Genomic DNA, 12302 nt, shown 5'->3' with positions numbered 1-12302 from the left:
GAAGATACAAGACAGCCGGGAGGGCGTTATGAAAAAGATCATGATCCTTGGGTGCCTGCTGCTGAGCCTTTTGTTCAGCGGCTGCGCCAAAGGCCATATTACCATGGAAATCACCCGTCTGGGGGCGGCGGACCTGACCTGCAAACTGGTAACGGCACCGGTGCTGAAACCCACCGTGGATGCCTTTGAGGAGGATTTCCGAAAGGACGGATACGGAGTCCGGCCGGCCAAGGAAGGGCAGTATGAAGGGTTTGTAGCCACCAAACACTACAACCAGGTAAAGGACATCAAGGATTCCAAGGTGCTGAAGACCTTCGATATCCGGACCTGGGAACAGGCAGCCCAGGATGCTGCCGGGCCCCAGAACGGGGAAAAGGCCAAACCGGCCCAGGTGTCCCGGGAAAAGAAGGAGCCGGTGGTCCGGCTCCAGGGAGGGCTGCTGTTCGATACCATCAGCGTCCACACCGGGATCAACATGGCTCCCAAGGAAGAACTGAAGAACCGGGATGCCCAGGCGGTGCTCCAGAGCATCATGAAGCAGTTCGACCTGCGGTTCACCCTGGTGCTGCCTACGGCGGTGGATGATACCAACGCCACCCAGGTCAGCGACGACAGGAGAGTGCTCACCTGGAAGCTGCCTCTGGGCGAAGAGACAACCATGGATGCCACCGTCACCTACCTGAACCCGGTGAAAGCCGCCGGCTGGCTCATGGTGCTGCTGGTGGTGGGCGGCGTGGGGAACGCCTATTACCGGAAGCGGAAAAGGATGAAGGGGACTGGAGCGTGAGCCCCAGTTTGTCAGCGGGTCTGTTGCCCATGCAACAGACCCCTTTTTAACTATTACGAAAACAATTAATTTATGTTACAATAAAATTGAAAAAAGACCAACTCATCCGAAATGGAGGGAAGACGTATGGCTGAATTTCTGAAATTGACCAAACTGACCATCTATGTAGGGGAGGACTTCTTCTACAAGGACAAACCTTTTTACAAGGCCATCTTCGACATTGCCGGAAAATACAAAATCGCCGGCTGCACGGTGATGCGGGGGACCCAGGGCTATGGGAGCCGGGTGCGGGGGAAGGAACGGAGACTGTTCATCAGTGTTTCCGAAGCCATCAACCTGCCGGTGATCATTACCATGATTGACAAAAAGGAACAGATTGAACTGCTGTATCCGTTCCTGGAGGAAAACCTGCGCCATGGGGTGGCTACAGTGGAAGAAATCGATATGCTGGCCACCAACTTCGTGAAGGAAGAGTACCAGAAAAAGATTGCCAACCGGGACAACCCGGCCATGCAGAAGTAAAAAAGGGGGCTGTTGTACATGCAACAGCCCCCTGCTATTGGAGGAATGAATATGGAAAAAGTCATTATCGAAAGTTTCACCCTGGACCATACCAAGGTCAAGGCTCCTTATGTGCGGCTGATTTCCCAGGAGACCGGGGAACATGGGGACATTGTCTCCAACTATGACATCCGGCTGTGCCAGCCCAACCAGCAGGAAATCCCCACCGGGGGAATGCACACCCTGGAACATCTCCTGGCCCTTTACCTGCGGCCCCGGATCAAGGGCTATCTGGACTGTTCTCCCTTTGGCTGCCGCACCGGGTTCCATCTCCTGTGCTGGGGGGTCCATGATCCCAAAGACGTGGCCAAAGCCCTGAAGGAAGCCCTGGAACTGGTGGTGAAGACCACCTGGGACCAGGTGCCCGGAACGAAAGAAAAGGAATGCGGGAACTACAAGGATCATTCCCTGTTCTGTGCCCAGGAATGGGCCAAGGAGATCCTGGCCAAAGGGATCAGCAGTGATCCCTATGAACGGAAGATCGTTTAGCCGCGGCTCGCGACCGGGGGGTGTGAGTTTTTCCACACCCTTTTTTTGTTGTCGGTACACAACTGGTTTTATGGATGTCCGGCGGCTTTTGGTTACTGCCGGAGTGTTTCTCCGGCTGTTTTTTTCCACAGTGCAACAAATGCGGATGCGGCTTTGGTAAGATATCGCTTTTTGTTTGTTAGCAGATAGAATGTCCGGCGCAGGCTTGGGTGATCAATCTTATAGATGTGCATTGCCTTGGGCTTTCGATGCCTGAGCATCTGTTCTCCCACAAAGGCAGCACCAATTCCTGCACAGGCCAACTGAAGGGAGGTTTCCTGCTGTTCTGCCTGCAGAACGATATGGGGCTGGCGATGGGCATCTGCATAGGCATTCCTGACACAGGCCTGGAGATTGGAAGGCGCCGCCAGAAGGATGATGGGAAGCTGGAACAAGGCATCTGAAAGGGGAATGGATTTTGGCTCTGACCAAGGCGGACCCTCTAAATCCAGTTCCCATGGCAGCCAGTCCGGCTGATTATAGGCGTCTGGAACGGCGAGATAAATTTGATCCTGGAAGAGAGGGACTTTTTTTAAATCTGGAATATCTATCGTGCCTGCATTGCAGCAGAAGTCGATTTTTCCTTTCGCAAGATCGGTGAGGTTTTTACTGGGCTCCTGTTCTTTCAGCTGGATGTCGATCTTGGGATATCTTTGGATGAACTGTGCTATGACAGGGGGGAGGATACAGGAATTGATGTATTGGGTGCCTCCAATCCGTACGGTCCCAGTTTCCAATCGTTCGATGTCACGGATTTCGGCTTGCAGGTCGGTTTCAATCGACATCATTTTTTCGATACTTTTGATATAGAGCTTGCCTACAGGAGTCAAAGTGACGGATTTGCCCTCCCGATAAAAAAGCGGCATATGCAAATGATCCTCTACTTTTTTTATAGCCATACTGAGGGTAGGCTGGGTAACGTAGAGCTTTTCGGCAGCCTTGGTAAAACTGCCTAGTTTATAAGCGGCATAAATATATTTGTAATAGTTTTCCATGTTCTCTGCTTTCTTCATCAAAAAAATTGATGAAAATATAAAATACATCAATTAGATTTTAACATTATCTGAATATATAATCAACATAACGAAACTTTCCGATTGGCCAGCGGGAGAAAAGTAAAGGAGAGCGAGGAGAAAGTTATGGAGCAAAGTACGATTGCTATCGTCATCTTAGTGATGACCATGTTGCTGGTTATGAATGATCGGATTCCCTTGGCGGTGACTTCCATGCTGGCTGCATTGGCGATGTCGCTGACTGGGATCCAGCCTTTAGGAAAGGCATATGCTTATTTTGGGAATACCACGATTGTTTTTTGTGGGGCGACGATGATCATATGCAATGGGTTGTTTGAAACAGGTGCAATCCAAAAGGTCAGTGATTTGCTGTTCCGGAAGATGGCCCAAAAAAGTGAGCGTGCGCTGGTTGCAGCGATTTCTCTTTTTACAGGGCTGATTACTGGTTTTACGACCAATTCCGCCATTGCCGCGACTATGGTGCCTGTTGCCCGGTCGATTGCCATGGAATCCCACGGCAAGGTCAAAGCCAAAAATCTGTTGATGCCTGTGGGGATGATGAGCACCATCGGATCGCCTCTGTCTCTGTCAGGAGCTGCCGCTGTTTCCATGGCTGGAGCTATGGTCAATGAAGCGGGAGGAAATCTGGGATTTTTTTCCATGGCACCGATTACACTGATCCTTTTGGCCGTCAGTACGCTCTACTTTGCTACGGCAGGATATTGGATCATGAAGAAAAGTTTTGATTTTGAAGATCCGGTGGTGGAACTCCCTGCTGTAAATATGAAGCAGGTCCCCAGATGGAAACCGATTTTGAACCTTGTAGTATTTTTCTTGATGATTGCAGGCTTCATTTCTGGGATCTGGAATGTCGCCATTGTTTCGCTGCTGTGTGTGGCTGTTCTCTGCCTGACCCACTGCATCTCGATGAAAGCGGCGATCCGTTCTTGTGACTGGAACGTGCTGATCGTCATGGCAGGAGTCACTTCGATGGCCAATGGGCTGGATGCCAGTGGTGCCGGGAAAGTCATTGCCCATGCGTTCTTGCAGTTGATGGGAGGCAGCGAGGCCAGTCTTCCCATGATGATGGTCGCAATGGGTCTGGTCGGCTGGTTCCTTTCCCAATTCATGAGCAACACTGCGGCCAATGCCATTGTCATCCCCATTGCACTTTCGCTAGGCATGGCAATGAATATCAATGTACTCTATTTTTGCGTCCCGGTCATCATTGGGACAGCCATTGCCATTACTACGCCTCTGGCATCTCCGACAACCGTAATCGTCATGCAGGGAGGGTTTCGCTTTAAAGATTTTGTCAAAGTGGGGATTCCGCTCAGCATCATATTACTGCTCATCATGTTTCTGCTTTCGCCTCTGTTTTTCCCCGCCTGAAAAAGAGAGAATCTGCTTGAAGGCTGGCAACAACAGAGGGGAAATCAAGAATCAATCATAAGGAGAAAAATATGGATATCAATGAGAAATATTTTGTAGGTTTTGAGCACCGGATCATCGATACCGGAGAAGTGAAAATCCATGCTTGGTGTGGAGGAACTGGGCATGAGGCTGTATTGTTGCTGCACGGGCACCCGGAAAGCCATCTGACTTGGTATGCTGTAGCCCCCCGTCTGGCGGAGAGATATCGTGTAGTCATACCGGATATGAGAGGTTATGGAGAAAGTAGCAAGCCACATGGATTGCCTGACCATTCTACGTATTCCAAGAGGGCGATGGCTAGGGATCAGGTATTTGTCATGGAAAAATTGGGGTATCAGAAATTCCATATTGCCGGACACGACCGTGGCGGGCGTGTATGTCACCGTATGATGCTGGACTATCCGGAGAAAATCAAATCCTGCCTATTGCTAGATATCATCCCTACCCTTGATGTTTATAACAGAACAGATCGGGAAATTGCCACGAAGTATTGGCACTGGTTCTTTTATATCCAGCCGGAGCCTTTTCCAGAAACTTTCTTGGGTGCAGAACCTGCCTATTTCATCCGCAGCAATATCCGCAAGAAAACCATTCCGGGAACCATTGGAAAGCAGCAATTTCCGGAAGATATCGTACGCGAATATATCCGGTATTATTCTGAACCGGCTACAGTCCATGCCATTGCCGAGGATTATCGGGCAAGTGCAGCGATCGATTGGAATCTGGATATGGCAGATTTGGGACGTACCATCCAAACCCCCATCTGTTGTTTGTGGGGATCCAATGGAAATATCTGCAGGTATTGGGATGTATTGGGTATCTGGAAGAAGCTGGCCAATCATGTAACTGGTTATGGAATCCCAGGCTGTGGGCACTTTGTACCGGAAGAAAAACCGGAAACTGTCATCCAGGAACTAGAAAAAATGATTGAGGCCAACCGCTGAAAGGAGAACAGCTATTATGCATGCCATTGAGAAAATCTTTGCAAAGAATGCCGGTAAAAAGACGGTAGAAACCGGTGAAATCGTGATGGCCAAGGTGGATTTCGCGGAGATTAATGATCTGTATCTGCAGACGGTCTACTCTTTTTATGAGATGGGAGGGGAAAAGGTCTGGGACAATACCCGCTGCGCTTTTGTCTTCGACCATTATGCTCCCTGTCCCACCATCAAGAGTGCCCAGAATCATAAGGAAATGCGGGAATTTGCCCAGAAGAACAACCTGAAATACCATTTTGACACCAACTGCGGGGTCTGCCATCAGGTCATGCCGGAAGCCGGCCTGATTTATCCTGGGATGATTGTGGTGGCTACGGACAGCCATACGACAACCCATGGCGCCTTTGGTGCAGTGGGCACGGGCTGCGGAGCCACGGATATGGCCACCATCCTGATGACGGGGGAACTGTGGTTCCGGATTCCTGAAATCATCGAAGTGCGTCTGGAAGGAGAAGCCCCCAAGGGTGTATTCCCCAAAGACGTGATCCTGGCTGTGCTGGGAAAGATTCGAGCCGATGGAGCGGTGTACAAGGCCATCGATTTCACCGGCAGCTATGTGGAGAACCTGAATGTGGCAGGACGGATGACCATCTGCAACATGGCTGTGGAAATGGGAGCCAAGACGGCCTACATGCAGCCGAACCAGGCCGTGCTGGATTATGTAAAGGCACGTGCCGTCCGTCCCTTTGAAGTGCAGTACACCGACCCAGGGTATACCTATGCAGAAAGCTATACTTTCGACGTTTCCCAATTGGAACCGGAACTGTCCTGCCCCAGCAGTGTGGAAAATGTCCATCCTCTCTCCAGCGTAGTGGCCCAGGGGCCGGTGAAGCTGAATCAGGGCTATATCGGATCCTGTACGGGAGGACGGGAAGAAGACATTGCCATTGCCGCAAAGATCCTGAAAGGGAGACATATCCCGGAATATACCCGCCTGGTGGTGATCCCAGCTTCCAATGAAGTGATGGAGAAATGCCTGGAAAAAGGATATATCCAAGATCTGATCAAGGCTGGGGCGACCATTTCCACCCCTGGATGTGGGGCCTGCCTGGGAGCCCATGAAGGGGTGCTGACCGCCGGAGAGGTCTGCATCACCAGCACCAACCGGAATTTCCCGGGACGGATGGGATCCACGGAAGCCCTGATGTACCTGGCCAGCCCGGCTACGGTGGCAGCCAGCATGGTGACCGGATATATCACGGATCCCCGGAAGTATCTGTAAGGTGAAGGAGGAAGCAGAGATGGAAACAAAGGTAACGGGAAAAATCATCGTAGTGGGAGACAACATCGATACGGATCAGATCTATCCGGGGCGGTATCTGGATATCGTAGACCCCAAAGAAATCGGCAGCCACTGCCTGTGCGGAGTGGATGAAAACATCGCTGCCAGTTTTCCCAAGGGAGGCATGGTGGTGGCCGGCCGGAATTTTGGCTGTGGGTCTTCCCGGGAACATGCCCCCATTGCGCTTTTGAATATGGGTGCCAAAGCGGTACTGGCAGATTCTTTTGCCCGGATCTTTTTCCGGAATGCCATCAATCTGGGACTTCTGCCCATTATCTGCAAGGGATTGAAGGACAAGGTGAAAGATGGGATGACCCTGACCCTGGACCTGGAAAAGTATCAGGTGACGGTGCAGGAAACCGGGGAAACCTATCCCTGTGAGAAACTGGGACCCCAGGCCATGAAGATCCTGGAAGCCGGGGGCATCAAACCGCTCATGCGCAAGAAGATAAGGAATTAGCAGTGATCCCTTTGGTCGCGAGTCGTGAGTCGCGGGCTTGTTGGTGCAAGCCGAAAATCCCGTTTTGCAAATTCCAGTGGATTTTGCCTTATCATCCTATAGAAAAAGAACAAACGGCTTAAACGTCAAGGCTCGCGATCCGTGACTCGTGGCCCGTGACCGGGGGTGTGAATTTTTTCACCCCCCCTATTTTCACGCTCCCGGCAGCTGGACTTCTATGGTGGTCCCTTCATTCAGCCGGCTGGTGAGGCTGATGTTGCCCCGGTGCTGTTCCACGATGTGCTTCACGATGGAAAGCCCCAGGCCGCTGCCGCCGTTTTGCTTGCTCCGGCTGCCCTCCACCCGGTAGAACCGTTCGAATACCCGTTCCTGGACGTCTTCTGGGATGCCGATGCCGGTGTCCTTCACAGTAAGGATCACCTGGTCTTCCTCTTTTTTCATGGTTACGTACACATGGCCTCCCGGCCGGTTGTACTTCACTCCGTTGTCGATGAGATTCATGGCCATTTCCCGGAGCATGCTGCTGCTGCCCCGGACCTTGTCTTCCGTAAGCTGGCAGTGGATGGTCACCTGCTTGTCCTTGCAGAAGGGATCCATGAATTCCACCACCGACTGGATCAGCCCTCCCAGAGGAACGGCTTCCTGCATGGCCTCCGCCGGCATTTCCTCGATCCGGGACAGGAAGATGATGCTGTTGATCATTTCCAGCAGCCGGGCGGCTTCTTTCCGGATCAGCTGGCCAAAATGGGCAATGTCCTCTTTCTTCTGGTACATGCCGGCGGCCATCAGTTCCGCAAAGCCGCTGATGGAGGTAAGGGGGGTCTTCAGTTCATGGGTTACGTTGGCGGTAAAGTCCCTCCGCAGCTGTTCCCGTTCCCGGGCTTCCGTAATGTCCTGGATGATCAGCATACGGGTGGCCCGGCCCTGGGGAGGCTTCAGCAGCTGGAGATCCAGCTGGTACTGGCGGCTCCGGTATTTTACCGTCTGGCTCCAGGGCTGGCTGCTCCGGAGCCGGCCCTGGGGAATCCGGGCTTCCGGAGGCAGGAAGGGCATAAGGAATTTCCCCAGGAGCCGAGGCCGGCCGGCAGTGGGTTTCTCTTCCTGCTGGAGCAGCTGGAATCCCCAGGCATTGATCCACTGGATCCGCATCTGGTCGTCCAGGAGGATCACGCCCTCCTTCAGGCTGTCGGTGATCCGCTTCATGGTGTTCCGTTCCTGTTCCAGGTTCCGCAGACTCTGGTCCAGCTGTTTTCCCTGCCGGTCAATGGTGGCCAGGAAAGGGAGCAGCTCCGGATAGGAGGTGTGGAACAGCTGCCGTTCTTCTTCCGTGGTGTCTCCCTGGCCGACCTGGGACAGATACCGGGTGGCCTGGTCCAGGGGATCCAGGAGCCCCTGGGTGAGCCGGCGGACGGTGAACTGGCAGATCAGGATCAGGAGAAGCAGGGAAATGATCCACCAGGGCAGGAGCTCTTCCAGAGGCCGGAGCAGTTCCGTCTGGGTCCGGGCCACCCGGAGCACGGAGCCGTCGGACAGCCGCTGGGCCGCATAAAGGGTCACTTCCTGGAGGGTGGAGGAGTGCCGGGCATCGCTGCCCTGGCCTTCTCCCAGAGCCTGGGCGATTTCCGGCCGTTCCCGGTGGTTGGGCAGGCTGCCGGCTTCTTCATAGGAATCGTAGAGCACGGTGCCGTGGCTGTCCACCCAGGTGAACCGCAGGTCCGGGGACGCCTGGCTGGAGCGCTGGAGAAACACATAGGAATCGCTGTGGTGGTTCAGTTCCGTACTCATCACCTGGGACACCTGCTGAAGATCTGCCAGGGTCTGGCGCTTGGCGGTCTGCCAGGAGGCGAAGGCACATACCAGGGCGGTGATCAGGATACAGGCCAGTCCCACCAGGAACAGATGGAGATAGATCTGTTTTTTCATAGGCGGCGTGCTCCTTTACTGGATCCGGTACCCTATACCCCGGACAGTCTGGATGATCCGGCCGGCTTCTCCCAGTTTCTGCCGGAGGCTCCGGATGTGCATGTCGATGGTGCGGCTTTCTCCGGCATAGGAGAAGGACCATACCGCTTCCATGATCTGGTCCCGGCTCAGGACGATGCCGGCGTTGGCCATCAGGTAATGGAGCAGGTCGAATTCCTTTACGGTCAGTTCGCAGGGCTGGCCCTGGGTGGTCACCTGGTGCTTCTTCAGGTCCAGGGTAATGTCCCCGCACACCAAAAGGTCCCGGTCCTGGGGTTTCTGCTGGGTACCCCGGCGGAGAACCGCTTTCACCCGGCTCAGCAGTTCCATGATCCCGAAAGGTTTGGAAATGTAGTCGTCCGCTCCGGCGTCCAGGCCGGTGACCACATCGTATTCACTGGTCCGGGCAGTGAGCATGATTACCGGGAGGCTGCTGGTGGCCGGCTGGTCCCGGAGCTTCTTCAGGATCTCCAGGCCGCTTTCCCCCGGGAGCATAATGTCCAGGAGCACCAGATCCGGCTTCTTTTCCTCCAGGGCCTTCCAGAAGGAGGCTCCGTCGGGAAAGGCCTCCGCCTGGAATTTCTGGCTGCACAGGGCATAACGGACCAGTTCCCGGATGTTTTCATCATCTTCCACACAATATATCAGCGCCATTCCATCGCACCTTCCCTTGCCGTTTTTTTTTCATTATAACGTAATTCAGGAGATTCCAACAGAGGGGGAACGGTTATAACCATTCCCCGTTGGATAAGAAAAAACGAACAGAGTTTCATAAACTTATTGAAAAAGCGAACAGAACGTGATATCATACACATAACAAACAAAAGTTCGAGTGGAGGGAAGAAAAATGAAGAAACTTTTACTGGGGTTGGTGCTGGTCCTGTTGGGGGTTTCTTCCCGCGGAGTGTTGGAGATGGAAGCGGCTCCCACCAGTTATCATACGGAACAGGTGGTGGTGATGCGGGGGGACAGCCTGTGGGGCATTGCCCGGAAGTACACCCATCCGGAAGAGGATGTGCGGGAAGTGATCGACCGGATCGCCAAAGCCAACCATCTGGATCTGCGCCAGGCCATCCAGCCGGGACAGAAGCTGGTGGTGCCGGTGAAACAGGACAAAAGGGAAAAGATGGTGGCCAGCCGCTGAAGGGTGATCAGGGCCTGTGAAAATATTTTCACAGGCCCTCTTTTGTTGTACAATGGAACCAAACTGACAGCAGGGGGAAGGACAATGGCTGAGGGGAAAGCACCGGAGACGCCCTCATCGGAAAGATGCACCAGGAACAAAAGGAATACCAGACCCTGATCCTGACGGAAGTTCCGGATATCAGCGAAGACAACGGGGAAGCCCAGCGGCTGCTGGACCTGACCCGGAGCGAGATCCTGTCCTCCTTCCAAAATGTAGTGCCTCTTTCCCAGACCAGCCCGGAAAAAATCAATCAGATCCGGAACTGGGGGAAAGAAAGGGCGGTACCCGCTTCCGGACGGCCTATCGGAGAAGAACAACTGCCGGCCAGGACCGGGAAGCTGGACCCCCGGTTCCTGGAAAAGGTACTGGAAACCATCCGGAAGGATTTTCCGGAAATCCGGTGCCTGGGACAGTTCCTGGGGATCCTGGCAGTTTGCCGGATCGATGATTCCTATGATGTGCACATGCTGGACTTCCAGGGACAGGTGATCCGCCATTTCCACAAGGGAGAACCGCTGCCGGAAGGGTTGGAGAAGGGACGGAACCTGGCCCTGTACGGAGGTTACGCCTTTGTGGAAGTGTACACCGACTGCTGCCGGGGGGTGTTCGGCGACGGCCAGGTGGCGGTGATCCCGGACTGAGGGGAATGTGTGACACTTTTCAGACACCGGGCCCTGGAGACTGACGGGCCCGGGGAAATATGCTATACTAAAGGCAGAAAACCGGTTTGTTGTGAAGACAATGACAGGAGGGATTACTATGACAGAAGAAATGGATAAACGGGACGAAATGGAAAAGGAAGAAGATGCGGTAGAAGCGGAAACCCGTCCCATGGATGAAGAAGTGGACGAGGAAGAGGCCCTGGGTCCGGAAGACATTGCCCGGGAATCGGAACGGATCATCCGTTGGGGGGCTGCCCGGGCCAGTGTCATTGTCATGACGCCTTTCCTGGGGAGCCTGGCTCTCATGGCCAACGAGGTGTACATGATCACCCGGCTCTGTGACCTGCGGGGAGTGGAACTGGAAACCGGGGCCATTGCCGGGCTGGTAGGGTCCCTGGGGGCTTCCTTCGTGGGGCAGACCGTGTTCACGGTGATCCCCTTCCCGCCGCTCCAGGTTCCCATGGCCGTAGGCATCACCTACGCCGTGGGGAAAGCGGCCAACGCCTGGCTGGATGCCGGCCGGCCTGATGACTTGAGCCAGTTCAAAGATTTCTATGAACAGGCCCGGAAGGAAGGCATGGAGAAATTCCGGGAATTTACCAAGGACAAGAACAGGAACATCCCTCTGGGGGATGAACGGCGGAAAGTGGCGGAAAAGGCCAAACCCCTTTTCGACAAACTGAAGAACCGGGCGGATGAAGCTGCGGACCGGCTCAGCGAAGTGGCCGGGAACATGGGCACCTATGTGGAAGACCTTAACGAACTGGTGGCTCCCTTCAAGGAAGGGGTGAGCCGGTGGGTGAACGCCCAGACCTTCGAACAGCTGCGCCGGGGCGAAGTGGCAGTCCCCTATACGGACCTGGCCAAGGGCCTGGGAGAAGCCATGAAGGACAGCGAATTCCAGTTCCGGGAATGCCGGTACAAGGGGGACCATCAGCTGGAAGTCACTGTGGAACATGAAAAATACGGGACCCTTACTGCGGATGTGGAAATCGAGGCTCTGGCCCTTAACAACACCGCCTCCTATGCCCGGTTCCGGATCCACGATTTCGCCATTGCGGACAACAAGCTGGGCGAACTGCTGGTACGGCTCCTGGGTACCCGGATCATCATGAGCCTGGTGAACGCCATTTTCAACATGACGGTGGTGAACCGGGACGACCTGATCTGCACTTTCAGCGATCAGAGCCTGACGGTGGACTTCACCGACGTGATCAAGAAGAGCAAACTGGCCCAGCTGAAAGTGAAGGGCTTCAACCTGTTCGACCTGGTGCGGCTCACCGGACTGGTGCCGGAAGCAGACGGGCTCCACATTTACAGCCAGTGGGGTCTGAAAAGAAAGTAACTTCTTGGCAATTGTCTACAACCAAAATCACATGTGTTTACAACAAGAGGGAAGGTGATACACCTTCCCTCTTCATTTAACGCA

At 54.0% G+C, this 12302-nt stretch carries 13 protein-coding genes; 10 read left to right on the top strand and 3 right to left on the bottom strand.

All coding sequences use genetic code 11. The annotated features are described in order from the left end of the window. The first annotated feature begins 28 nt into the window (after positions 1 to 28). The 3 genes from ACTQY5_RS03675 (at position 29) to ACTQY5_RS03665 (ending at position 1837) form a co-directional block, all read left to right on the top strand. A complete protein-coding gene (locus ACTQY5_RS03675; protein WP_022487916.1) occupies positions 29 to 787 on the top strand; it encodes an LppM family (lipo)protein in 759 nt (252 codons plus the stop codon). Positions 788 to 913: 126 nt separating this feature from the next. Beyond that, the gene (locus ACTQY5_RS03670; protein WP_022487917.1) at positions 914 to 1309 is read left to right on the top strand and encodes a DUF190 domain-containing protein; all 396 of its coding nucleotides are present in this window, start codon (positions 914 to 916) and stop codon (positions 1307 to 1309) included. 45 nt (positions 1310 to 1354) lie between these two features. Continuing rightward, positions 1355 to 1837: an S-ribosylhomocysteine lyase gene (locus ACTQY5_RS03665; protein ID WP_369678685.1), complete on the top strand. Its 483-nt coding sequence runs from the start codon at positions 1355 to 1357 to the stop codon at positions 1835 to 1837. Positions 1838 to 1929: 92 nt separating this feature from the next. Here ACTQY5_RS03665 and ACTQY5_RS03660 read toward each other — a convergent pair whose 3' ends face one another. Beyond that, positions 1930 to 2871, bottom strand: a complete 942-nt coding sequence (locus ACTQY5_RS03660) for a LysR family transcriptional regulator (protein ID WP_288174730.1) — start codon at positions 2869 to 2871, stop codon at positions 1930 to 1932. 144 nt (positions 2872 to 3015) lie between these two features. On the opposite strand from ACTQY5_RS03660, the gene ACTQY5_RS03655 reads away from it, so the two are divergent. The 4 genes from ACTQY5_RS03655 to ACTQY5_RS03640 all read left to right on the top strand — a co-directional run bounded on the left by ACTQY5_RS03655 (position 3016) and on the right by ACTQY5_RS03640 (position 7063). Beyond that, positions 3016 to 4281 carry an SLC13 family permease gene (locus tag ACTQY5_RS03655; protein WP_022487920.1) on the top strand — a complete coding sequence of 422 codons (1266 nt, stop codon included), beginning with the start codon at positions 3016 to 3018 and terminating at the stop codon, positions 4279 to 4281. Positions 4282 to 4352: 71 nt separating this feature from the next. Next, positions 4353 to 5267, top strand: coding sequence for an alpha/beta fold hydrolase (locus tag ACTQY5_RS03650; protein ID WP_441368826.1), 915 nt, complete (start codon positions 4353 to 4355; stop codon positions 5265 to 5267). A gap of 16 nt (positions 5268 to 5283) precedes the next feature. Further along, complete coding sequence (locus ACTQY5_RS03645; RefSeq protein ID WP_022487922.1) at positions 5284 to 6543, top strand: 3-isopropylmalate dehydratase large subunit; 1260 nt, start codon at positions 5284 to 5286, stop codon at positions 6541 to 6543. A 19-nt stretch (positions 6544 to 6562) separates the two neighbouring features. After that, positions 6563 to 7063 carry a LeuD/DmdB family oxidoreductase small subunit gene (locus tag ACTQY5_RS03640; RefSeq protein ID WP_022487923.1) on the top strand — a complete coding sequence of 167 codons (501 nt, stop codon included), beginning with the start codon at positions 6563 to 6565 and terminating at the stop codon, positions 7061 to 7063. Positions 7064 to 7255: 192 nt separating this feature from the next. Here ACTQY5_RS03640 and ACTQY5_RS03635 read toward each other — a convergent pair whose 3' ends face one another. Together ACTQY5_RS03635 and ACTQY5_RS03630 are read right to left on the bottom strand one after the other, a co-directional pair. Continuing rightward, a complete protein-coding gene (locus tag ACTQY5_RS03635) occupies positions 7256 to 8986 on the bottom strand; it encodes a sensor histidine kinase (protein ID WP_022487924.1) in 1731 nt (576 codons plus the stop codon). Positions 8987 to 9001: 15 nt separating this feature from the next. After that, the gene (locus ACTQY5_RS03630; protein ID WP_022487925.1) at positions 9002 to 9679 is read right to left on the bottom strand and encodes a response regulator transcription factor; all 678 of its coding nucleotides are present in this window, start codon (positions 9677 to 9679) and stop codon (positions 9002 to 9004) included. Positions 9680 to 9872: 193 nt separating this feature from the next. On the opposite strand from ACTQY5_RS03630, the gene ACTQY5_RS03625 reads away from it, so the two are divergent. The 3 genes from ACTQY5_RS03625 to ACTQY5_RS03615 all read left to right on the top strand — a co-directional run bounded on the left by ACTQY5_RS03625 (position 9873) and on the right by ACTQY5_RS03615 (position 12218). Further along, positions 9873 to 10169 (top strand): LysM peptidoglycan-binding domain-containing protein, encoded by a 297-nt coding sequence (locus ACTQY5_RS03625; protein WP_022487926.1) that lies wholly within the window; start codon positions 9873 to 9875, stop codon positions 10167 to 10169. Between the two features lie 125 nt (positions 10170 to 10294). Further along, positions 10295 to 10852, top strand: a complete 558-nt coding sequence (locus ACTQY5_RS03620) for a hypothetical protein (protein WP_022487927.1) — start codon at positions 10295 to 10297, stop codon at positions 10850 to 10852. 118 nt (positions 10853 to 10970) lie between these two features. Next, on the top strand, positions 10971 to 12218 hold the full coding sequence (locus tag ACTQY5_RS03615; RefSeq protein WP_022487928.1) for a hypothetical protein: 1248 nt from the start codon (positions 10971 to 10973) through the stop codon (positions 12216 to 12218). Positions 12219 to 12302 lie beyond the last annotated feature (84 nt).

It is taken from the genome of Acidaminococcus sp. HCP3S3_H5 (assembly GCF_052122235.1).
GTDB lineage: Bacteria > Bacillota > Negativicutes > Acidaminococcales > Acidaminococcaceae > Acidaminococcus.
The sequence above is the reverse complement of the archived record's forward strand: the minus strand, read 5'-3'. Positions and strand labels throughout refer to the sequence as shown.

Coding starts and splice junctions, on each gene's coding strand:
- ACTQY5_RS03650 (WP_441368826.1), top strand. CDS start 4,353: ATGGATATCAATGAGAAATATTTTGTAGGTTTTGAGCACCGGATCATC.
- ACTQY5_RS03640 (WP_022487923.1), top strand. CDS start 6,563: ATGGAAACAAAGGTAACGGGAAAAATCATCGTAGTGGGAGACAACATC.
- ACTQY5_RS03625 (WP_022487926.1), top strand. CDS start 9,873: ATGAAGAAACTTTTACTGGGGTTGGTGCTGGTCCTGTTGGGGGTTTCT.
- ACTQY5_RS03660 (WP_288174730.1), bottom strand. CDS start 2,871: ATGGAAAACTATTACAAATATATTTATGCCGCTTATAAACTAGGCAGT.
- ACTQY5_RS03670 (WP_022487917.1), top strand. CDS start 914: ATGGCTGAATTTCTGAAATTGACCAAACTGACCATCTATGTAGGGGAG.
- ACTQY5_RS03655 (WP_022487920.1), top strand. CDS start 3,016: ATGGAGCAAAGTACGATTGCTATCGTCATCTTAGTGATGACCATGTTG.
- ACTQY5_RS03675 (WP_022487916.1), top strand. CDS start 29: ATGAAAAAGATCATGATCCTTGGGTGCCTGCTGCTGAGCCTTTTGTTC.
- ACTQY5_RS03635 (WP_022487924.1), bottom strand. CDS start 8,986: ATGAAAAAACAGATCTATCTCCATCTGTTCCTGGTGGGACTGGCCTGT.
- ACTQY5_RS03620 (WP_022487927.1), top strand. CDS start 10,295: ATGCACCAGGAACAAAAGGAATACCAGACCCTGATCCTGACGGAAGTT.
- ACTQY5_RS03630 (WP_022487925.1), bottom strand. CDS start 9,679: ATGGCGCTGATATATTGTGTGGAAGATGATGAAAACATCCGGGAACTG.
- ACTQY5_RS03665 (WP_369678685.1), top strand. CDS start 1,355: ATGAATATGGAAAAAGTCATTATCGAAAGTTTCACCCTGGACCATACC.
- ACTQY5_RS03615 (WP_022487928.1), top strand. CDS start 10,971: ATGACAGAAGAAATGGATAAACGGGACGAAATGGAAAAGGAAGAAGAT.
- ACTQY5_RS03645 (WP_022487922.1), top strand. CDS start 5,284: ATGCATGCCATTGAGAAAATCTTTGCAAAGAATGCCGGTAAAAAGACG.